The sequence below is a fragment of the Streptomyces sp. NPDC012466 genome (assembly GCF_042955215.1).
Lineage (GTDB): Bacteria > Actinomycetota > Actinomycetes > Streptomycetales > Streptomycetaceae > Streptomyces.
Genome location: NZ_JBIBEQ010000006.1, coordinates 461,592 through 482,009, shown reverse-complemented (window position 1 = coordinate 482,009; position 20,418 = coordinate 461,592). Strand labels below are relative to the sequence as shown.

25 protein-coding genes are annotated in these 20,418 nt (G+C 71.6%); 17 read left to right on the top strand and 8 right to left on the bottom strand.

Going from position 1 to position 20,418, the window contains the following annotated elements; all coding sequences use genetic code 11:
- Positions 1-2 precede the first annotated feature (2 nt).
- Together ACFY9E_RS24310 and ACFY9E_RS24305 are read left to right on the top strand one after the other, a co-directional pair.
- The gene (locus ACFY9E_RS24310) at positions 3-449 is read left to right on the top strand and encodes a DUF2000 family protein (protein WP_390987474.1); all 447 of its coding nucleotides are present in this window, start codon (positions 3-5) and stop codon (positions 447-449) included.
- A 151-nt stretch (positions 450-600) separates the two neighbouring features.
- Positions 601-1,305 carry a hypothetical protein gene (locus ACFY9E_RS24305; protein ID WP_390987473.1) on the top strand — a complete coding sequence of 235 codons (705 nt, stop codon included), beginning with the start codon at positions 601-603 and terminating at the stop codon, positions 1,303-1,305.
- Between the two features lie 35 nt (positions 1,306-1,340).
- Here ACFY9E_RS24305 and ACFY9E_RS24300 read toward each other — a convergent pair whose 3' ends face one another.
- Complete coding sequence (locus ACFY9E_RS24300) at positions 1,341-1,760, bottom strand: nuclear transport factor 2 family protein (protein ID WP_390987471.1); 420 nt, start codon at positions 1,758-1,760, stop codon at positions 1,341-1,343.
- 168 nt (positions 1,761-1,928) lie between these two features.
- Here ACFY9E_RS24300 and ACFY9E_RS24295 point away from each other — a divergent pair, with 168 nt between their 5' ends.
- The gene (locus tag ACFY9E_RS24295; protein WP_390987470.1) at positions 1,929-2,264 is read left to right on the top strand and encodes a DUF6233 domain-containing protein; all 336 of its coding nucleotides are present in this window, start codon (positions 1,929-1,931) and stop codon (positions 2,262-2,264) included.
- Between the two features lie 159 nt (positions 2,265-2,423).
- Positions 2,424-2,960: a GNAT family N-acetyltransferase gene (locus ACFY9E_RS24290; RefSeq protein ID WP_390987469.1), complete on the top strand. Its 537-nt coding sequence runs from the start codon at positions 2,424-2,426 to the stop codon at positions 2,958-2,960.
- Positions 2,961-3,011: 51 nt separating this feature from the next.
- Here the strand turns inward: ACFY9E_RS24290 and ACFY9E_RS24285 are convergent, their stop codons facing one another.
- Both ACFY9E_RS24285 and ACFY9E_RS24280 read right to left on the bottom strand, forming a co-directional pair.
- Positions 3,012-3,260, bottom strand: a complete 249-nt coding sequence (locus tag ACFY9E_RS24285) for a GNAT family N-acetyltransferase (protein ID WP_390987467.1) — start codon at positions 3,258-3,260, stop codon at positions 3,012-3,014.
- Between the two features lie 126 nt (positions 3,261-3,386).
- A complete protein-coding gene (locus tag ACFY9E_RS24280) occupies positions 3,387-4,658 on the bottom strand; it encodes an MFS transporter (RefSeq protein WP_390987465.1) in 1,272 nt (423 codons plus the stop codon).
- Between the two features lie 196 nt (positions 4,659-4,854).
- Between ACFY9E_RS24280 and ACFY9E_RS24275 the strand changes: the two genes are divergently transcribed.
- Complete coding sequence (locus tag ACFY9E_RS24275) at positions 4,855-5,616, top strand: phosphoglyceromutase (RefSeq protein WP_390987464.1); 762 nt, start codon at positions 4,855-4,857, stop codon at positions 5,614-5,616.
- Positions 5,617-5,671: 55 nt separating this feature from the next.
- Positions 5,672-5,896, top strand: a complete 225-nt coding sequence (locus ACFY9E_RS24270) for a hypothetical protein (protein WP_390987462.1) — start codon at positions 5,672-5,674, stop codon at positions 5,894-5,896.
- Positions 5,897-5,970: 74 nt separating this feature from the next.
- On the opposite strand, the gene ACFY9E_RS24265 is transcribed toward ACFY9E_RS24270, so the two are convergent.
- Complete coding sequence (locus ACFY9E_RS24265) at positions 5,971-6,489, bottom strand: hypothetical protein (RefSeq protein ID WP_390987460.1); 519 nt, start codon at positions 6,487-6,489, stop codon at positions 5,971-5,973.
- Positions 6,490-6,620: 131 nt separating this feature from the next.
- Here ACFY9E_RS24265 and ACFY9E_RS24260 point away from each other — a divergent pair, with 131 nt between their 5' ends.
- The 3 genes from ACFY9E_RS24260 (at position 6,621) to ACFY9E_RS24250 (ending at position 8,924) form a co-directional block, all read left to right on the top strand.
- Positions 6,621-7,250 carry a DUF664 domain-containing protein gene (locus tag ACFY9E_RS24260; protein ID WP_390987458.1) on the top strand — a complete coding sequence of 210 codons (630 nt, stop codon included), beginning with the start codon at positions 6,621-6,623 and terminating at the stop codon, positions 7,248-7,250.
- Between the two features lie 112 nt (positions 7,251-7,362).
- Positions 7,363-7,770 carry a YciI family protein gene (locus ACFY9E_RS24255; protein WP_390987456.1) on the top strand — a complete coding sequence of 136 codons (408 nt, stop codon included), beginning with the start codon at positions 7,363-7,365 and terminating at the stop codon, positions 7,768-7,770.
- 8 nt (positions 7,771-7,778) lie between these two features.
- Entirely contained in the window at positions 7,779-8,924 is a 1,146-nt protein-coding gene (locus ACFY9E_RS24250) for a DUF6596 domain-containing protein (protein ID WP_390987626.1), read from the top strand.
- Positions 8,925-8,936: 12 nt separating this feature from the next.
- On the opposite strand, the gene ACFY9E_RS24245 is transcribed toward ACFY9E_RS24250, so the two are convergent.
- The 3 genes from ACFY9E_RS24245 to phoU all read right to left on the bottom strand — a co-directional run bounded on the left by ACFY9E_RS24245 (position 8,937) and on the right by phoU (position 10,368).
- Positions 8,937-9,188: an SCO4226 family nickel-binding protein gene (locus ACFY9E_RS24245; protein ID WP_390987455.1), complete on the bottom strand. Its 252-nt coding sequence runs from the start codon at positions 9,186-9,188 to the stop codon at positions 8,937-8,939.
- Between the two features lie 178 nt (positions 9,189-9,366).
- Complete coding sequence (locus tag ACFY9E_RS24240) at positions 9,367-9,522, bottom strand: hypothetical protein (RefSeq protein ID WP_390987454.1); 156 nt, start codon at positions 9,520-9,522, stop codon at positions 9,367-9,369.
- A gap of 144 nt (positions 9,523-9,666) precedes the next feature.
- Positions 9,667-10,368: a phosphate signaling complex protein PhoU gene (phoU, locus tag ACFY9E_RS24235; RefSeq protein WP_390987453.1), complete on the bottom strand. Its 702-nt coding sequence runs from the start codon at positions 10,366-10,368 to the stop codon at positions 9,667-9,669.
- Between the two features lie 245 nt (positions 10,369-10,613).
- Here phoU and ACFY9E_RS24230 point away from each other — a divergent pair, with 245 nt between their 5' ends.
- Positions 10,614-11,906: an ATP-binding protein gene (locus ACFY9E_RS24230; RefSeq protein WP_390987452.1), complete on the top strand. Its 1,293-nt coding sequence runs from the start codon at positions 10,614-10,616 to the stop codon at positions 11,904-11,906.
- The gene (locus tag ACFY9E_RS24225) at positions 11,903-12,583 is read left to right on the top strand and encodes a response regulator transcription factor (protein WP_030243122.1); all 681 of its coding nucleotides are present in this window, start codon (positions 11,903-11,905) and stop codon (positions 12,581-12,583) included. The genes ACFY9E_RS24230 and ACFY9E_RS24225 overlap by 4 nt, the downstream gene beginning before the upstream one ends.
- A gap of 81 nt (positions 12,584-12,664) precedes the next feature.
- Here ACFY9E_RS24225 and ACFY9E_RS24220 read toward each other — a convergent pair whose 3' ends face one another.
- Positions 12,665-13,348: a DUF461 domain-containing protein gene (locus tag ACFY9E_RS24220; RefSeq protein ID WP_390987450.1), complete on the bottom strand. Its 684-nt coding sequence runs from the start codon at positions 13,346-13,348 to the stop codon at positions 12,665-12,667.
- Positions 13,349-13,929: 581 nt separating this feature from the next.
- On the opposite strand from ACFY9E_RS24220, the gene ACFY9E_RS24215 reads away from it, so the two are divergent.
- The 6 genes from ACFY9E_RS24215 (at position 13,930) to ACFY9E_RS24190 (ending at position 20,341) form a co-directional block, all read left to right on the top strand.
- Complete coding sequence (locus ACFY9E_RS24215; RefSeq protein ID WP_003953493.1) at positions 13,930-14,412, top strand: CarD family transcriptional regulator; 483 nt, start codon at positions 13,930-13,932, stop codon at positions 14,410-14,412.
- A gap of 290 nt (positions 14,413-14,702) precedes the next feature.
- Positions 14,703-15,467: a 2-C-methyl-D-erythritol 4-phosphate cytidylyltransferase gene (gene ispD, locus ACFY9E_RS24210; protein ID WP_390987447.1), complete on the top strand. Its 765-nt coding sequence runs from the start codon at positions 14,703-14,705 to the stop codon at positions 15,465-15,467.
- Entirely contained in the window at positions 15,457-15,963 is a 507-nt protein-coding gene (gene ispF / locus ACFY9E_RS24205) for a 2-C-methyl-D-erythritol 2,4-cyclodiphosphate synthase (protein ID WP_390987446.1), read from the top strand. The genes ispD and ispF overlap by 11 nt, the downstream gene beginning before the upstream one ends.
- A 97-nt stretch (positions 15,964-16,060) precedes the next feature.
- On the top strand, positions 16,061-17,458 hold the full coding sequence (gene cysS, locus ACFY9E_RS24200; protein WP_390987444.1) for a cysteine--tRNA ligase: 1,398 nt from the start codon (positions 16,061-16,063) through the stop codon (positions 17,456-17,458).
- Between the two features lie 115 nt (positions 17,459-17,573).
- Complete coding sequence (gene rlmB, locus ACFY9E_RS24195) at positions 17,574-18,515, top strand: 23S rRNA (guanosine(2251)-2'-O)-methyltransferase RlmB (protein WP_390987442.1); 942 nt, start codon at positions 17,574-17,576, stop codon at positions 18,513-18,515.
- Positions 18,516-18,643: 128 nt separating this feature from the next.
- Positions 18,644-20,341 (top strand): DoxX family membrane protein, encoded by a 1,698-nt coding sequence (locus ACFY9E_RS24190; protein WP_390987440.1) that lies wholly within the window; start codon positions 18,644-18,646, stop codon positions 20,339-20,341.
- The last annotated feature ends 77 nt before the right edge of the window (positions 20,342-20,418 follow it).

Below are 20,418 nucleotides of genomic sequence, written 5' to 3'. Positions count from 1 at the left end.
CCATGGACACGATCACCGAACCCCTGCGGCCGGAGCCGATCCGATTCGACACGAAGATCGCCGTGCTGCTGCGCACGGACCTGGAGCCCTGGCAGCGCCTCAACGTGACATCGTTCCTGGTCAGCGGCCTCGGAACACAGGTTCCCGAGGTGATCGGCGAACCGTACGAGGACGCGGACGGCGTGCCCTACCTCCCCATGTTCCGCCAGCCGGTCATGGTCTTCGAGGCCACGAAGGAAACCCTGACCACCGCCCACGCCCGCGCCCTCTCCCGCGCCCTGCCCCGCGCGGTCTTCACCTCCGACCTCTTCTCCACGGGCAACGACCGCGACAACCGCGCCGCCGTACGGGCCGTGCCGACCGCGGAACTGGATCTCGTGGGACTCGCGGTCTACGGCCCGAAGAACGCGGTGGACAAGGTGGTGAAGGGGGCGCGGATGCACCCGTGAGCACCTGGTGAAAGGGGCGCGGACGCACCCCTGAGCACCGGGCGCGGGGCGGGAGGACGACCAAAGTCGCGGGCGCGTAGACCAACGGCTGACGACAGGGCGAACGCCTCCCGCTCAGACTCCTTCCATGGAGGAAGCCAGGAACGTTCCCATGCGGAAGAGCCCCCGGACGCAGGCGGGCAAGGCGACGGAACTCGCCGAATCGGCCTGGGCCATCGTGCTCTTCTGCGTCGCCTGCGGCGCCGTGGCGGGCGCGCTGCTCCCGCTCCTCGCGCGCCTGCTGCTCGCCCTGCCGTGGGCACCGCTCGAAGGCCCGGCGGAACTGCTGACCTCGGTCCCGGAACCGGCCCTCACCCTCGGCACGATCGCGGTCGGTGCGCTCGGCGGCCTGCTGCTCGGGCTCTCGGCGGCGCACGAGTCGCTGTCCGTCCGCGTCTGCGACACCCACGTGACCCTGACCATCAGGGACAGCGCCCGGGAGTTCACCCGCGAGGAGATCTCCGCGTTCTTCCGGGACGGCAAGCAGCTGGTCCTGCTCGGGCCGGACGGCCTCGAACGCGCGCGGGAGCACTGCGGCCTGAACTGGCAGCGCCTCACGGACACCCTCACCGCACACGGCTACGCGTGGGAGGAACAGGACCCGCACCACGCCGAGTTCCGCCGCTGGGTGCCCGGCATCCCCGGCCTGCCCGCGGGCGCGGACGCCCTGCTGCGGGCCCGCGCCCAGGCCCGCAAGGACGAGCACGCCGCCGAGGCCCGGGAGTTGCGCGGGGAACTGCTGAGGCTGGGTGTGGTCGTGCGGGACGAGGAGAGGCGGCAGTACGTCCGGGTCGTGACCGGTGACGTCGGCGGGTGACCTGAAACGCGGCCCGGTGAGCCACGCGCCGCACGTCAGGGCGTACAGGCCGCGGCGATCGACACGCTGTTCTCGTACAGGTGGTGCCGGGTGATCCGCCCGCCCTCGACGGTGAGCCGCAGCGCGAAGGGCCCCGAGAAGGACTTGCCGGTCGCCCGGACGGTCCCGGAGAGATGCCCCATCAGCACGGCGTCCGTCCCGTCGACGAGGAAGGTGTCGACGGACGCGCGGGCGTCCTCGGGGACGGTGTACCGGGCCAGCTCGTCTGCCTGCGCCGCACATTCGGCGGCGGTGGAACGAGGCCGGATCCAGGGGACGGCGGGGTTCTCGGCGAGCATCCAGTCCACCGTGTCGGCGAAGAGCGCGGCGAGGCCCTCGGTGTCACCGGCGAGGCGGAGCTCGAGGAACGTCTGGACAGTGGAACGGGTGGCTTCCGCGGTGTCGGCAGGTGTCATGGGACACAGTCTGCCGGGGTGCCCGGGGAGCGTCGATTACCTCGGAGGTAGCCTCCGGCCGGCGCCGACTGCCGGCCTCCGAGAGGGGGCCTGCATGTCTGGGGCAGTTGACCTGGACCGGTGGGGTGGGGTGGGCCAGAGGGCGGCCCTGATCCTAGAATCGAACGTATGAACGATCCAGAGTCGCGGCTCGCGCTGCTCCGCTTCCTGGAGCGCGTGCAGGAACGCGACCTGGCACGCACCCGTCGGTGGATCGCGGACGAGGAACGCCGCCAGGCCGAACGCCGACGCGGCCACCTGGCCCGCCCTCCCGCGCCGGACTGGCTGATCGAGCGCGGCCTGTCCGGGCAGGCAGCCGTGTACGTCCACGTCGGGGGCTGCTGGAACGCGGGCCGGCGCAGCAAGGGCGTCGACCGTGACCGTGCCCGGCGCGCCCTCGCCGACGGGATCAAGGCCTGCCCGCAGTGCCGGCCGGACACGGAACTGGGCTTCGTGGACGGCTAGAGCGGCCGTACCGGAGGCGGTACGGGAGGCCGTACGGGAGCGGCCTTCCTGGGGTGGCCCGGAGAAGTCATCCGGGACCCAACCGACGGTGGGGCTTCGTCGATGACCGGGAGGAGACCTGTCGTCGCCGGCCGCGCGGCCCTGGACCATCATTCCGGTATGTCTGCGAACCAGCCCCCCGCGCCACCGGCCGTCACGCGGCTCTCCCGCTACACGAAGACCGAGCAGGACGAGATCCTCGGCCTCGGCGACGATCCCTTCGGTGTCGCGGAAGCCGGTCTGACCTGGCTCCCCAAGGAGGAGCACTTCGGCGTCCGGCTCGACGGCCGGCTGGTGGCCCACGCCGGCCTGCTGCGGCTGCCGGTCGCCATCGGGGGCGTCGAAACCGAGGTGATGGGCGTGGGAGGAGTGGCCGTGGCGCCCGGCCTACGGGGTCGGGGCCTGGCCCGGCTCGTGCTCACAGCGGCCCTCGACCACGCTCGTACGCAGGGTCCCCGGCACGCGCTCCTGTTCTGCCGGCCTCCGCTCGTACCGCTGTACCAGCGCCTCGGATGGCACCCGCTCGACACGGACGTACGCGTCGAACAACCGGGCTCCAGCGTGGTGAGCATGCCGCTGCGCACCATGGTGACGTCCCTGCGCGACGACGCGCGCTGGCCTTCCGGGCGGGTGCGGCTGTACTCCTTGCCGATGTGACGGACCGGGAGGACACGACGACGGCCCGGCTCACGGAGACATCGGCCCGGCTCACACGACCATCACGACGAGGAGCGGTATGCCTCCGGCGTGAGCGACATGCTCGCCGGTCGCGGTCTCCTCGGCGGCGAACAGGCCGTAGCCGCGCTCGTCCCAGGCCGCGCGCACCCGGGTCAGCGCCGCCGCGGTCCGCTCACGGCTACCGGCCGAGCCGTCACCGATGGAGCGCATGACGTCCGGGTCCGCGTCCATCTCCGCGAGCGCGTCCAGATCGGACTCCCTCCACTGGCGCAGCCACACAGACGTTCGGTACGGCGCTCCGGGTGCCGTGTCACCATGCCGTCCCGCTCCCGCGAGCCTCGTTGCTCTCCCCGGCCGTTCCCCGCCGCCGGGACAACCGCTGCCACCACGGCGGAGCCCTCCGGCTCACTCCGCACCGACCTCCGGCTGCGGCCGCGCCCCCACCGACGGCTCGACCACCTTCTCCTCCTCCTCCGGCACCTGCCGCATCAGCACCGCGTACCCCGCTCCGGCCGCCGTCCCCACCACCGCGCACAGCCCCCACAGCCACTCCGCCCCGAACCGGTCGATGACGAACCCGGACAGCAGCGGGGCGACGAGGGCGGCCACGGACCAGGACATCGTGTACATGCCCTGGTAGCGCCCGCGCCCGAGCACCGGCGACAGCCGGACGACGAGACCCGTCTGCGTCGGCGCGTTGACGATCTCGGCCAGCGTCCACACGCACACCGTCAGCGCGATGACCCCCACCGACCCCGCGAAGGCGGTGAGTGCGAAGCCGTACCCCGCCAGGACGGACGAGACGACCAGCAGCCGGCGGGGATCCCGGTGTTCGATGAAGCGGGTGACCGGGATCTGGAGGACGACGATCAGCACGCCGTTCACGGCGATCGCCATGCCGTACTCGGCCGGAGTGAAACCGGCCTCTCCCATCGCCACCGGCAGCCCCACCGACCCCTGCTGGAAGATCAGCGCGACGAGGAAGGACAGCCCGACGACGCTCATGAACCTCCCGTCGCGCAGTACGGTGCGCAGGCTCACGGAGTCGTCCCGGACGCCCGAAGTCACCGTCGTCTCGGCGGGCTTGGACTCCGGCAGCCGCAGGAAGACGAGGATCGCGCAGAGCATCGTCATCCCCGCCTCGATCAGGAACCCGGCGCGGTAGCTGACCTCGGCGATGAACCCGGCCGCCATGGAGGACACGGCGAAGCCGAGGTTGATGGCCCAGTAGTTGAGGGAGAAGGCCCGGATACGGTCCTCGGGCCGCACGATGTCGGCCATCATCGCCTGCACGGCGGGCCGCGAGGCGTTGCTCGCCATGCCGACGAGGAAGGCGACCCCGGCGATCGCGACCGGGTCGCGCACGAAGCCCAGCAGCGCGACGGACACGGCGGTCGAGGCCTGCGCGATCAGCAGCGTCGGCCGCCGGCCCAGCCGGTCGGTCATCACCCCGCCGCCCAGCGAGGAGATCACCCCGCCCAGCCCGTGCAGGGAGGCGACCAGACCGGCGTACGTGGCGGAGTAGCCGCGGTCGACCGTCAGGTACAGCGCCATGAAGGTGGCCACGAACGCGCCGAGCCGGTTGACCAGCGTGCTGGTCCACAGCCACCAGAACTCGCGCGGGAGACCGGAGACCGTCTCCCGGACGGCGCGTCGGGCACGCAGGGCGTACGGCATGGATCCCCCCGAAGGCAACAAGTGTCGGCGACGCTCGTGAGCAGCGCTCACAGACAGCACATGTAAGTAGCGCTGTGCGCATGCGCAAATTACAAGCCGCCGGTTGCCGCTTGCCACTCGATTAACAGATCCAGTCAAACGTCCGCCTGCCGGGCAGCCACGCGAACGGGCGAAAGCGTGGATTACGCTCTGAGGCATGGCCGACGCACCGTACAAGCTGATCCTCCTCCGCCACGGCGAGAGCGAGTGGAACGCGAAGAACCTGTTCACCGGCTGGGTGGACGTCAATCTCAACGAGAAGGGCGAGAAGGAGGCAGTCCGCGGTGGCGAGCTCCTGAAGGACGCCGATCTCCTCCCCGACGTGGTCCACACCTCCCTCCAGAAGCGCGCGATCCGCACGGCCCAGCTGGCCCTGGAGGCCGCGGACCGCCACTGGATTCCGGTCCACCGCTCGTGGCGCCTGAACGAGCGCCACTACGGCGCCCTGCAGGGCAAGGACAAGGCGCAGACGCTCGCCGAGTTCGGCGAGGAGCAGTTCATGCTGTGGCGCCGGTCCTACGACACCCCGCCCCCGCCGCTGGACGTCGACGCCGAGTACTCCCAGTTCTCCGACCCGCGCTACGCGACCCTCCCGCCGGAGCTGCGCCCGCGCACGGAGTGCCTGAAGGACGTCGTCGTCCGCATGCTCCCGTACTGGTTCGACGCGATCGTCCCCGACCTGCTGACCGGCCGCACGGTCCTGGTCGCGGCGCACGGCAACTCGCTCCGCGCCCTGGTCAAGCACCTGGACGGCATCTCCGACGCGGACATCGCGGGCCTCAACATCCCCACGGGCATCCCGCTCTCCTACGAACTCGACACCGAGTTCAAGCCCCTGAACCCGGGCGGCACCTACCTGGACCCGGACGCGGCAGCGGCGGCCATCGAGGCGGTCAAGAACCAGGGCAAGAAGAAGTAACCGGACACAGACAAGCCCCCGACCTGCGGTTCCTCCGCTGGGCGGGGGCTTGTCGGTGGGCCGCTCGGGGGCCGTCCCGGCGGAGTCGAGCGGCAGCGGCCGTTTCCGTTCGGCGGCGCGCCGGCACGGGACATTCTCCGTCGTCGCCGCTGCGATCGCCTTCGCCCCCGCCCGCTGGGAGGGAGCCGTGGTGCCATCGGCCCTGTCCCGCTGCGGCATCGCGTTCGCCGCGAGCCTCACTCTGCGCCTGGCCGTCTTCGCGGCGTTGGACCGGACGTAGGAGGGGGAACCGGAGGGGCGGCCGGCCTCACTTCGCTTCGGCGGCAGACAGTCGGCCGGCCCAGCTTGCGGTGCTCATGTCGGTACGACGAGACGGAGCCAGGCGGCGAGCGCGCAGAAGTCGGCGTCCACGAGGCCAGTGATCGGGTCGACGCGATGGAGCAGTGACGGCCCGGGATGACTTGCGTCGACCCACAGGCGGTCCATGGTGCTGATTTCGTCGTCGACCCAGATGAACGGTCGGCCGTCGGCCCACTCGACGAGGTGACTGGTCTTCCAGTGCAGGCCGTGCGGGCCCTTGTCGGCGCAGGGGACCGGCCACTCCAGCACGGGCAGTTCCGGCAGTCCGATGAGGGGAGAGACGACCTCGTTCGCCTCCTCCATCCAGGTCGTCGCCCAGATGAGCTGACAGCCGAGGGCCAGGAGGCGCGGACCGCGCTCGGGGTCGAGCCGTTTCAGCAGTGGGTTCCCCTGATCGGGAGACGTCGGCGAGCCGCCCGCGGTGGTGTGCGGGCGACCGGACGATGATCCGAACGGGATGAGCGGGCCGTCGACGTCGAGGAAGAGGAGAGGACGATCCGTCGTACTTGTCACGGCGGCACGATAGCCCGGCGCAGCGAGGGCGGCTTCGTGAGTGCTGGGCCGGCCCCGGCCGCCGCTCTCCCGTCACGACCGCGCCCCGATATTCGGTGGCGCCCCCGCCCCACCCGGTCCACCATGCCCGCATGGTCTCAGGCGAGCACACCGGCGAAGCAGCGACGTCCGCAGCCTCTGATACGACTCGGTGGACGCGGGCGACCGTCTACCCGGACATGTGGGTCGACCCCGACGACGACCCCCGGGAGACCGACGCCCAGCCCGTCGACGAGCGCGGCATCCTCCTCGACTACCTGCGCAACTACCGCCTGACCCTGGAGATGAAGTGCGCGGGCCTGGACGCCGAGCAGATGGCCCGGCGATCCGTCCCGCCCTCCACGATGTCCCTGCTGGGACTGGTACGGCACCTGACCGAGGAGGAGCGGCACGTCCGCCGGGTGATGGCCGGCGAGGACGTGCCGAAGCTGTACCGCACGCCGGAGGACCGGGACGGTGACTTCAACGGTGCGGTCGCCGACCCGGCGGTCGTGGACGAGGCCTGGCGGCAGTGGCGTACCGAGGTCGAGCGCACCGACCGCTACCTGGCCGGTGTCACCGACCTCTCCACCGGCAACGCCGGCCACTCCGACTTCGGTCCCGAACCCGGCGGCCGGCTCCAGCTCCGCGACATCCTGGTCGCGCAGATCGCGGAGTACGCCCGGCACTGCGGCCACGCCGACCTCCTGCGCGAACGGATCGACGGCCGCGTCGGACAGTGAGCCCCCACTCTCCAGAAAAAAGTCCGGCGGCGATGTCGAGAACCCGCGTCCGGCTCCGTCCCCGGGGTGAAGGCGGCCAAGATGGGTCGCACCAGCACCGAGGAGAACGACGATGGCCAAGTACCTGCTTCTGAAGCACTACCGCGGCGCCCCGGCGGCGGTCAACGACGTCCCCATGGACCGGTGGACGCCGGAGGAGATCTCGGCCCACGTGCAGTACATGCAGGAGTTCGCGGCCCGGCTGGAGAAGAGCGGAGAGTTCGTCGACGGCCAGGCGCTCGCCCCCGAGGGTGCGTGGGTCCGGTACGACGGTGAGGGGCGCCCGCCGGTCACCGACGGCCCGTTCGCCGAGACCAAGGACCTCATCGCCGGCTGGATGATCATCGACGTCGACAGCTACGACCGTGCCGTCGAACTGGCCGGCGAGCTGTCGGCGGCCCCCGGGGCGGGCGGCAAGCCGATCCACGAGTGGCTCGAGGTGCGCCCCTTCCTCACCACGCACCCCACCATCACGGAGTGACCCCACCCATGGACGCGGCACTGCTGCGCAGCCTCACCCCCGGCGTGCTCACGATCCTCGTCCGCCGCGGAGCCGACTTCGCGGCGGCCGAGGACGCCGTGCAGGAGGCGCTGATCGAGGCACTGCGCGTCTGGCCCGCCGATCAGCCGCGGGACGCCAAGGGCTGGCTGGTCACGGTGGCCTGGCGCAAGTTCCTCGATCAGACGCGGGCGGACAGTGCCCGCCGCCGGCGTGAGGACCTCGTCGAGGAGGAACCGGCGCCCGGGCCCGCGTCCGACGTGGACGACACGCTCCAGCTCTACTTCCTGTGCGCCCACCCCTCGCTGACGCCGTCGTCGGCGGTCGCGCTCACCCTGCGCGCCGTCGGCGGTCTCACCACACGGCAGATCGCCCAGGCCTACCTCGTTCCCGAGGCGACGATGGCGCAGCGCATCAGCCGCGCCAAGCGCACCGTCTCCGGCGTCCGGTTCGAGCAGCCCGGCGATGTCGCCACCGTGCTGCGCGTCCTCTACCTGGTCTTCAACGAGGGCTACTCCGGCGACGTCGACCTGGCCGCCGAGGCCATCCGGCTCACCCGGCAGCTCGCGGCCCGGGTCGACCACCCCGAGGTGGCCGGGCTGCTGGCCCTCATGCTGCTCCACCACGCCCGGCGCGCCGCCCGTACCGCACCCGACGGCAGCCTGGTGCCGCTCGCCGAGCAGGACCGGGGCCGGTGGAACACGCGTCTGATCGCCGAGGGCGTCGCGATCCTCCAGGCGGCCCTCGCCCGCGACCGGCTGGGCGAGTTCCAGGCCCAGGCCGCCATCGCGGCCCTCCACGCGGACGCGCTGACCGCCGAGGAGACCGACTGGGTGCAGATCGTCGAGTGGTACGACGAACTCGCGCGTCTGACCGACAGCCCCGTCGTGCGGCTCAACCGCGCGGTGGCCGTCGGCGAGGCCGACGGCCCTCGGGCCGGCCTCGCGGCGCTCGCGGCCCTGGACGACTCGCTGCCCCGCCACACCGCGGTGGCGGCATACCTCCACGAACGCGACGGCGATCTGGACACGGCGGCCCGCCTGTACGCCGAGGCGGCCCACAAGGCTCCCCACCTCGCCGAACGCGACTACCTGACCCGCCAGGCGGCCCGCCTCAACGCCGGCCGGCGCCGCTGACGGGCCGGCAGGTCACCGCACGGACAATGGCACAGGATGCACCTCGTCCGCCTTGTGTCCGGCGCGCTCGTGAATGCGCTGGACCGCTTCGGCCGAGGGGGCCTCGGAGAGGCAGTAGACGTGGCCGGACTCCGGGTCCGCCCAGGCCATCTCGAAGTGGACCCGCTCGTCCTTCTCTATCGCGAGGTCCGCGTTGTGGGCTTCACGCAGCTGTTCCTCCGTGATGCCTTCCATGCCGCGATGGACATCCATGAACTTGGGCATGCCTCGCGTCTCCTTCCCGGCACGGCGCTCGCCCGCGCCGCCTTGCCTTCCCTTCATGCTCCGCCCGTTGGGCCGACCGGGCGACTCCAGGCCCACGATCCGAGGTCTCGGCGTTGACGCCGTAGGGCCCCGGCGACACCGCCGGGGCCCTACGGGTTTCGCGCGCGACGTGCCGGCGTCAGCCGCACTGGCAGGGGCTGCCCGACTGGCAGCCGCAGCCGCAGCCCGATCCGCAGCCGCACGCGGCGATCAGGGGCAGGTTCCTGATCTCGGCGGGCTGCTCGGTCTCGCGCTGCCGGGCGGGGTCGGGCGTGGTGCTGGGGGATTCGGACATGGGTCCCTCCTCGAGGCTGGTGCCTGTGCCCATTGGACGCCCGTCCCGCTGGGCGCATCAACGGCGCACTGAGGCGCCCGCGCGCCCAGGCCGGTCCCCGTCCGCCCCGCTCGGTTCCCGGCGCCCTCCCCCGGCGCGGCCCGTTCAGGCGCTCTCCGCCCCCGGGACCGCCTGGATGTCCGGCTGCACATCCGTCTGGAGCTCGTCGGCGTGCTCACCCGTCACCAGGTACACCACGCGCTTGGCGACCGACACGGCGTGGTCGGCGAACCGCTCGTAGTAGCGGCCCAGCAGCGTCACGTCCACGGCCGTCTCGATGCCGTGCTTCCAGCGGTCGTCCATCAGGTGCTGGAACAGGGTGCGGTGCAGCAGGTCCATCTCGTCGTCGTCCTGCTCCAGCTGGAGCGCCAGGTCGACGTCCTTGGTGATGATCACCTCGGCGGCCTTCGCCATCAGGCGCTGCGCGAGCTGGCCCATCTCCAGGATGGTGGCGTGCAGGTCGCTCGGGACGGCGCGGTTCGGGTAGCGCAGGCGCGCGAGCTTCGCCACGTGCTGGGCGAGGTCGCCCGAGCGCTCCAGGTCGGCCGACATCCGCAGCGACGTGACGACGATGCGCAGGTCCGTCGCCACCGGCTGCTGACGGGCCAGCAGGGCTATGGCCCGGGCCTCCAGGTCGTGCTGGAGCTCGTCGACCTTCTGGTCGGCCTCGATGACGTTCTCGGCCAGCTTCAGATCGGAGTCGAGCATGGCGGTCGTGGCGCGCCCGATCGCCGACCCGACCAGCCGGGCCATCTCCACCAGACCGTCGCCGATCGAGTCCAGTTCCTCGTGGTACGCGTCCCGCATCAGGCTTTCCCTCTCGTGCGTCTCAGTCGGGGGTCCAAGGGCCGGGGCCACCGGACAACCGGCGGTACGACCGTCTTACTGCCAACGGTCCGAACCCCACGCTCCCACGTTCCGGCCCGTACGCGTCCGTTTCCGTCATCCCAAATGAACCAATACTGGCTCCAAGGTGAACTCTGGGCGACGAGTGTTCGAGCTCGCACCCCGACGGCTGTGGAGGGTGCCCGAGCCATGCCTAACCTGGGTGCATGGACGTGAACGCGGCGGTCGCCGCAGCGGCAGCGATCGCCGGGGTGCTCACCGGCGTCATCGCCATGCTCGCGTTCCGCTGGAGTGAGCGCGAGCAGAAGCGCCCCACCCGAAGCTCCCTGCACACCGACGCGGTCCTTCCGCCGGGCGTGGACACGGTCCTGTCGGTCCTCAGGTCCTCGGCCGTCGTTCTCGACGAGGCGGACGCCGTGGTCAAGGCCAGCTCGGCGGCGTACGCCCTCGGCCTGGTCCGCGGCGGCAAGCTCGCTGTCGAGCCGATGCTGCAGATGGCCCGGGACACCAGGCGGGACGGCGAGATACGCCAGGTCGAGCTGGATCTGCCACGGCGCGGCACCGGACGCGGAGAGGCCCTGGCCGTCTCCGCGCGGGTCGCGCCGCTCGGCTCCCGGCTGGTGTTGCTGCTCGTGGAGGACCTGACCGAGGCCCGCCGCATCGAGGCGGTCCGGCGCGACTTCGTCGCCAACGTGAGCCACGAGCTGAAGACGCCCGTCGGTGCCCTCTCGCTGCTCTCCGAGGCCGTGATGGACGCCTCCGAGGACCCCGAGGCGGTCGAGCGGTTCGCCGGGCGCATGCAGATCGAGGCCACCCGGCTCACCAGCCTGGTGCAGGAGCTCATCGACCTGTCCCGGGTGCAGAACGACGACCCGCTGGAGGACGCCGAGCCGGTCCGCGTCGACGAGCTCGTCGCCGAGGCCGTCGACCGCTGCCGGCACCAGGCCGGCGCCAAGCAGATCACCATGGCCGCGGGGGGCGCCGCCGACCTGCACGTGTGGGGAAACCGCGGCCAGCTCGCCGCCGCCCTCGGCAACCTCGTCGAGAACGCGGTCAACTACTCGCCCGCCCGCACCCGCGTCGGCATAGCGGCCCGCAGGGTGAACGCGCCCGGCGGGGAGCACATCGAGATCGCCGTCACCGACCAGGGCATCGGCATCTCCGACAAGGACAAGGAGCGCATCTTCGAGCGCTTCTACCGCGTCGACCCTGCCCGCTCCCGTGCCACCGGTGGTACGGGACTGGGGCTGGCGATCGTGAAGCACGTGGCCGCCTCGCACGGCGGGGAGGTCACGGTGTGGAGCGCCGAAGGCCAGGGCTCCACCTTCACCCTGCGGCTGCCGGAGGCCGGTGCGGCCCGCGACCGCGCACATCAGCAGCCCGCCCGAGAGATACGCGCAGGAGGCGCGGGCCTCGACCAGGAGGCCGGGCGGTCCACCCCCACATCCCCCGAATCAACCGCGTACGAAACGCTTCCCGCCCCGGAGGTCCTTCCGTGACCCGTGTGCTCGTCGTCGAGGACGAGGAGTCCTTCTCCGACGCCCTGTCGTACATGCTCCGCAAAGAGGGCTTCGAGGTCGCCGTCGCGACCACCGGGCCCGACGGACTCGACGAGTTCGAGCGCAACGGCGCCGACCTCGTCCTCCTCGACCTGATGCTGCCCGGCCTGCCGGGCACCGAGGTGTGCCGTCAGCTGCGCGGTCGCTCCAACGTTCCCGTGATCATGGTGACCGCCAAGGACAGTGAGATCGACAAGGTCGTCGGACTGGAGATAGGAGCCGACGACTACGTCACCAAGCCGTTCTCCTCGCGCGAGCTGGTCGCCCGCATCCGCGCCGTGCTGCGCCGCAGAGGCGAGCCCGAGGAGGTCACGCCGGCGGCCCTGGAGGCCGGCCCGGTCCGCATGGACGTCGACCGGCACGTGGTCACCGTCGGCGGCACCAAGATCGACCTGCCGCTGAAGGAGTTCGACCTGCTGGAGATGCTGCTGCGCAACGCGGGCCGGGTGCTCACGCGCATGCAGCTCATCGACCGCGTCTGGGGTGCCGACTACGTCGGTGACACCAAGACCCTCGACGTCCACGTCAAGCGCCTGCGGGCCAAGATCGAGCCGGACCCGGGCGCCCCGCGCTACCTGGTGACGGTCCGCGGTCTCGGCTACAAGTTCGAGCCGTAGACCGGCCGCGCACGACGGGAAGCACCGAAGCACGAAGGGCGGGACCTCTCTCCGGAGAGGTCCCGCCCTTCGTGCGTCTGCTCAGTGCCCGGCGCTTGCGCTCGCCGAGGCCGCGTCGGTCGGCGTGCCGGACGCCCCGTGGCCACCCGGCGTCTCGCCGGCGGCGGGGCTCTCCGGCGCGCCCGACTCGCCCGCGGCGGGAGAACCGGACGGCGACCCGGACGGGGACGCGGAGGTGCCCGGCGCGGCCGGCACCTCGGTCGGGCCCCACTCCTTGAAGTAGTGCTCGGCGGGGACGACGAACGCGCGCAGGCTCACGGCACCCGTCTTGCTGAAGGTGAAGGTGACCTTCTGGGCGTTGCCGTCCCGCACGGCCTCCCGGCTGCTCGGCAGCATCGCCGTCGCGTTGTCCTTGCCGCCCACGACCAGCGAGCCGCCGGGCGGGATGCTGAGGCTGCCGCCCTTGGCGGGCTTGAGCTCGGCGGTCTTGCCGGTGCCGGGGAGGGTGATGGACTCCAGCGTCTCGGCGCTCTTGCCGGAGTTGAAGAAGGTCGCGGAGATCGCGGCCGGGCCGGTCGACTCGAGGTCGGGCTGCGTGATCACGATCGCGTTCTGGATCTTGATGTCACCGACGCTCGTGGCCGCGTTGTCCGGCTTGATCTCCAGGGTCTGGGCGTTGTTGCCGGCGCCGCACGCGGCGAGCGAGGCGATCGAGAACGCGGTGACGGCGGCGGCGAGGGCACCGCGTCGAAGGCTGCTGCTCACGGCGGAGGCAACTCCTTGACTCGAGCGGAGCGGCCGATAAAGCCGCCCTAAGTGTCTGTCAGCGGGCCTTAGGTTACCGAGCCGTCCCGGTCGCGCCGCACCCGACCCCCCGGCACCACTGATCCCACCCGAGTCGCGGATGACCCCTGCGTCACATTGGTGCGGTGCCCGTCCGGCATTCACATAAGAGTCCGGGGCAGTACCGCAGATTTTTCGTGAAGGAATGCGGGGCCACCTCGGAATTGATCACCGGTGGTCCGTCCGGGCGGCTCGTGATCAATTCCGGATTCGACCGGAACCCGGCTCGGCCCTCCGAACGGAGTAGCGGAAGTCGATCATACGGAACCGGACATATGGGGATGTTCGTCCGTCTGGAGGATGCTCCGGATGCGTGTAACGTACGCGTTTCGCTCACCCCGGAGAGCCGCTCCCACCTGCGAATACCTTCTTCCACTCCCTGTCCGAAGCACGTTCCTGTCGGAGTTGTCAAGCCCCGAGATACGCCCTGACCTGCGAAAACGCCATTCAGAACCCGGGATTTCCGTGTTACCCTGGATAGCCACGGAAGGGGTACCTGTCACATGACGTTCAAGGTTGGCGACACCGTGGTCTATCCCCATCACGGGGCCGCGCTGATCGAGGCCATCGAAACTCGCCAGATCAAAGGCGTGGACAAGACCTACTTGGTGCTGAAGGTCGCCCAGGGCGACCTGACGGTACGTGTGCCAGCGGACAATGCGGAGTTCGTCGGCGTGCGTGATGTGGTCGGTCAGGATGGGCTGGACCGGGTCTTCGAGGTGCTGCGCGCACCGTACGCCGAGGAGCCCACGAACTGGTCCCGCCGCTACAAGGCAAACCTGGAGAAGCTCGCCTCGGGCGATGTCATCAAGGTCGCGGAAGTCGTGCGTGACCTGTGGCGTCGTGAGCGCGAGCGTGGACTCTCCGCTGGTGAGAAGCGCATGCTCGCCAAGGCCCGCCAGATTCTGGTGAGCGAGCTCGCCCTCGCGGAGAACACCAACGAGGACAAGGCCGAGGCCCTGCTCGACGAGGTTCTCGCCTCCTGAGGTGAAGCCCGTCGCTCAGCGCTCTGCTGATCAAGCGCGCGCCTGCACATCGAAATGCCGCGGTGCCCGATGACGAATTCCCGTCGCCGGGCGCTGCGGCATGTTCGCACTCCGACGCCGATGCGCCGCCACCCCGGGTTGTGTTATCACTCACGCCCCGGTGCTTGGTGTGCCGGGCCCGGGCAGCCGGCTCGACCAGCGTCACGGAAGGGTCCGGTCGAGCGCGTCGCGCCCGGCACTCCTCCAGGCCATACCCACGCCAGGCCAGCACACAAACCTGACAGGAACCGATGTCTGACGATTCGCGTCCCTCGCCGTCCGCCGCCCCCTCCAGGGCCCGCACGGCGGCCGTGATCCCGGCCGCCGGCCGGGGTGTACGGCTCGGCCCGGGCGCCCCCAAGGCGCTCCGCGCGCTGGGCGGCACCCCCATGCTGATCCACGCGGTCCGCGCGATGGCCGCCTCCCGCGCCGTCTCCCTGGTCGTCGTCGTGGCCCCGCCCGACGGCGCCGCCGAGGTCAAGTCACTGCTCGACGCGCACGCCCTGCCCGAGCGGACGGACTTCCTGGTCGTCCCGGGCGGGCAGTCGCGCCAGGAGTCCGTGAAACTCGGCCTCGACGCGCTGCCGCCCGGCCACGACATCGTGCTGGTCCACGACGCGGCCAGGCCGCTCGTCCCGGTCGACACCGTCGACGCCGTGATCGAGGCCGTACGGGACGGCGCCCCGGCCGTGGTCCCGGCGCTGCCGCTCGCCGACACCGTCAAGCAGGTCGAGCCCGCCGGTACCCCCGGCGAGCCGGAGCCGGTCGTCGCCACGCCCGAGCGGGCGCGGCTGCGGGCCGTGCAGACCCCGCAGGGCTTCGACCGGACCACGCTGGTCCGGGCGCACGAGACGGTGACCGGTGAGGTCACCGACGACGCGGGCATGGTCGAGCAGCTCGGTCTCACGGTCGTGGCCGTCCCCGGTCACGAGGAGGCGTTCAAGGTCACCCGTCCCCTGGACCTGGTCCTCGCGGAGGCGGTCCTGGCCCGCAGGAGGCTCAACGATGGCTTCTGACGAGTCCGTGCCCGGGGCCCCGCTTCCGCAGGTCGGCATCGGCACCGACATCCACGCCTTCGAGGAGGGCCGCGAGCTGTGGTGCGCCGGCCTGAAGTGGGAGGGCGAGGGCCCGGGCCTGGCCGGTCACTCCGACGCCGACGTCGTCGCCCACGCCGCCTGCAACGCCCTCTTCTCCGCCGCCGGCCTCGGCGACCTCGGGCAGCACTTCGGCACGGGCCGCCCCGAGTGGGCGGGCGCCTCCGGAGTCACCCTCCTGACGGAGGCCGCGCGCATCGTGCGCGAGGCGGGCTTCCGGATCGGCAACATCGCCGTACAGGTGGTGGGCCCCCGCCCGAAGATCGGCAAGCGCCGGGACGAGGCGCAGAAGCTCCTGTCGGAGGCGGCCGGAGCCCCCGTGTCGGTGTCGGGCGCGACGACGGACGGGCTGGGCTTCCCCGGCCGGGAGGAAGGGCTGATGGCGGTGGCCACGGCCCTGGTCGTGCGCGTCGGCTGAGGGCGGGGCGCCGGGGGGCCGATGGCCAATGTCACGAATATGTGCGCCTCGAGGGGAAGGTCCTGAGGCACACCCCGGGGCCCACTACCCTGGAGTGGTGACTATTCGCCTGTACGACACCAGCGCCCGGCAGATCCGTGACTTCTCCCCGCTCCAGCCGGGTTGCGTCTCGATCTACCTGTGCGGTGCCACCGTGCAGGCCGCCCCGCACATCGGGCACATCCGTTCCGGGCTGAACTTCGACATCATGCGCCGCTGGTTCGCCCACCGCGGCTACGACGTCACGTTCGTGCGGAACGTGACCGACATCGACGACAAGATCATCGCCAAGTCGGCCGACCAGAACCGCCCCTGGTGGGCCATCGGCTACGAGAACGAGCGCGCGTTCAACGACGGCTACCACGCCCTCGGCTGCCTGCCCCCGACCTACGAGCCGCGTGCCACCGGCCACATCACCGAGATGGTCGAGATGATGCGCGGCCTCATCGAGCGCGGGCACGCCTACGAGGCCGACGGCAACGTCTACTTCGACGTGCGCTCCTTCCCGGAGTACCTGGCGCTGTCCAACCAGGAGCTGGACAACCTCCAGCAGCCCTCCGGCGCCGGCGAGACCGGCAAGCGCGACCCGCGGGACTTCGCCATGTGGAAGGCGGCGAAGCCGGGGGAGCCCAGCTGGGAGACGCCGTGGGGCCGCGGCCGTCCCGGCTGGCACCTGGAGTGCTCGGCGATGGCGCACAAGTACCTCGGTACCGCCTTCGACATCCACGGCGGCGGCCTCGACCTGGTCTTCCCGCACCACGAGAACGAGATCGCCCAGGCCAAGGCCTACGGCGACGAGTTCGCCCGGTACTGGGTGCACAACGCCTGGGTCACCATGAGCGGCGAGAAGATGTCCAAGTCGCTCGGCAACTCGGTCCTGGTCAGCGAGATGGTCAAGCGCTGGCGCCCCATCGTGCTGCGCTACTACCTCGGCACCCCGCACTATCGCTCGATGATCGAGTACAGCGAGGAGGCCCTGCGCGAGGCCGAGTCGGCGTTCGCGCGGATCGAGGGCTTCGTGCAGCGCGTGGTCGAGAAGGCCGGCCCGGTCGAGCCCGCCGCCGAGGTGCCGCTCGCCTTCGCCGAGGCCATGGACGACGACCTGGGCGTGCCGCAGGCGCTCGCCGTGGTGCACACCACCGTCCGGCAGGGCAACAGCGCGCTCGCCGCCGACGACAAGGAAGCGGCCGTGGCCCGGCTCGCCGAGGTCCGCGCGATGCTCGGCGTTCTCGGCCTCGACCCGCTCGACCCGCACTGGGCCGGCGAGGGCGACCGCGGCGAGGACCTGCACGGCGTGGTCGACACGCTCGTCCGCATGGTCCTCGACCAGCGCGAGGCCGCCCGGGCCCGCAAGGACTGGCCCACCGCGGACGCCATCCGCGACCAGCTGAGTCAGTCCGGCCTGGTCATCGAGGACAGCCCGCAGGGCCCGCGCTGGAGTCTCGGCCCGCGCTGAGACCAGCCCCACGGCTGATCGACTGTGCCGCCCGGGCCTCCGGGCGGCACACTGCAGAGACGGAACAGACGTACACAGACGTACGTACGAACACTTTCACGGAGACGGGTAGCTCATGGCCGCGAACAACCGCCGCATGTCCGGCAAGAAGGGCGCGCAGGTCGGCAGTGGCGGCCAGCGACGCCGGGGCCTGGAAGGCAAGGGCCCCACCCCGCCCGCCGAGATGCGCAAGGGACACAAGAAGAACCGGGTCGCCAACTCCAAGGCGAAGCAGTCCGTGCGCCGGCCCATGGCCCGTGGCCGCGGCGGCAAGGGCACGTCCGAGCTGGTCGTCGGACGCAACCCGGTCCTGGAGGCGCTGCGCGAGGGCGTCCCGGCCTCCACGCTCTACGTCCAGCAGTTCATCGACAACGACGAGCGGGTGCGCGAGGCCCTCCAGGTCGCCGCCGAGCGCGGCGGCATCAACCTCATGGAGGCGCCGCGCCCGGAGCTGGACCGGATGACCAACGGTCTCAACCACCAGGGCCTGGTCCTCCAGGTCCCGCCGTACGAGTACGCCCACCCGGAGGATCTGGCGTCCGCCGCCTACGACGACGGTGTGGACCCGCTGATCGTCGCGCTCGACGGCGTCACCGACCCGCGCAACCTCGGCGCCGTCGTCCGCTCCGTCTCCGCCTTCGGCGGGCACGGCGTCGTCGTCCCCGAGCGCCGTGCGGCCGGTATGACGGCCGGTGCCTGGAAGACGTCCGCCGGTACGGCGGCCCGTACCCCGGTCGCCCGTGCCACCAACCTCACCCGGGCGCTGGAGGCCTACAAGAAGGCGGGCATCGTGGTCGTCGGTCTGGCCGCCGACGGCGAGGCCGAGCTCGGCGAGCTGGCGGCGCTGGACGGCCCCGTCGTCATCGTCGTCGGCAGCGAGGGCAGGGGACTGTCCCGGCTGGTCGGCGAGACCTGCGACCACCGGGTGCGCATTCCGATGCCGGGTGGCGCCGAGTCGCTCAACGCCGGTGTGGCGGCGGGGATCGTGCTGTACGAGGCGGCCCGCCGCCGACGCTGAACAAGCGTCCGGAACTTCACCCGTACGGGGTAATTCCGGTGTCATCGGGGCGACGAGGACAAGCTTGACGGGGTCCGGACAGATCCGGCGGGTCAAAGCAGTGTCCTAACCCGACGTCACTCGGTTAGATGAGTGTGGACACCAGAACACCCCGCACACCCACGGGGGACCGCTCGTCGGGACTCGACGACGCTCCCGCGCTGAGCATGGTGAAGGTGCCGAGCGACCCGGCGCAGGTCATCGTCAACCACGCGAGCTTTCGCGTGCAGTTGGGCGTTTCGACGCGTCGCGTCCAGTCCCCCCGGGTCGCACGGCATCTGACCGCCACCGAGGACACCGCCCGCGTCCCCCTCGTGGGGGGCGGGGCGGACGGGGCCACCGCCCGACGCCGGCCCGTCGTCTGGAGCGGCAGATCCGCGCCGGACGACACCGGCGCGCACCGGCTCCTGCAGGCCGTGCGGCACGAGAGTGTCCGCCACGCCGACGAGTCCTCCTCCGACACCGGAGCCACCCAGGTCATCTCCCGCGTGGGCCCGGGCTACGACGATCCCGGATACCGGGGCGCCGGTTACAGCGGCGACGGCTACGAGGGCGACGGCTACGAGGGCGACCTCGCCCAGACCGTCGAGACCCCGGTCGTCGGCCCCCAGCGCACCCACGAGCCCGCCGACGGCACCCGGCTGCTGCCGGCCATGCGCACCGTCGGCAGCGCCTACGACGAACCGGGTTACGAGGACGGCGAGTTCGAGGAGTCCGCCACCGACGCGGACACCACCGGGCGCCGGGCCAAGCGGCACGGCGACGACCCGGCCCGGCACGCCTACTACCCGGGCCGCCGGATGAACCTCGGCGTCGTCCTGCTCCCGCTGCGCGTCTTCCTCGGCTTCATCTCCATCTACGCCGGCATGGGCAAGCTGTGCGACCCCGTCTATTTCGACGGCGGCAAGCGCGGCTCGATGGTCAAGTGGCTCAACACCCTGCATCCGTGGGAAGTCGCCGAACCGCTGCGCCAGTTCGCCCTCGAGCACCCGATCGGCGCCGGCCTGGTCATCGCCTTCGCGCAGGTCATCGTCGGCGTCCTGACGGTGCTGGGCTGCTGGCAGCGCGTCGCCGCCTGTCTGGGCGCCCTGTTGTCGGCCGCGCTGCTCGTCACGGTCAGCTGGAAGAGCGTCCCCGTCTACGAGACGCCCGACATCATCTACCTCGCCGCCTGGTCCCCGCTGATCATCGCCGGCGCTCCCGTCTACTCCGTGGACGGCCGACTGGCCGGCAGTGCCTGGCGCCGCCTCGGCCCGCGCGCCGACATCTGGGACCTGCGCCGCTACGTGCTGCGCCGCGGCGCCCTCGTCACCGCCATCGCCACCGGGATCACCCTGCTCGTCGGCTCGCTGCTCGGCGGTGCCGTCCGCGACGCCGACCGGGTCGTCGTACCGGGCCCCGGCGAGGCCCCGCGCAACGAACTGCCCGGCTCCCCGCTCCCGGGCGAGCCCGTCAAGCGGAAGGAGAAGCGGACCCCGTCGGTCTCCTCCTCGCCCACCCAGAGCGCCACGGCCGGCTCGGCCAGCCCCAGCGCGGGCACCACGACCAGGCCCGACGCCACCCGCGACACCGGCACCGTCACCGGCGGCTCCCCGAGCCAGACCCAGGGCACCGCGGGCCAGGCCCCGCCCCAGCAGTCCACCCCGGCCGACCAGGCCCCGAGCACCACGACCGGCCCCACCTCCGGCGGCACGGCAACGGGCGGCTCGGGCTCGACCGGCGGCTCGGGCAGCGGCGGCTCCTCCTCCACCGGCCGCCCGGGGCTGGTGGGCGGCCTGCTGGGCTAGCGGCCGGCCCGGACGGAAGAAGGCCCCGCACCACTCAGGTGCGGGGCCTTCTCACGCGTGGGGCCCAAGCGGGCCAG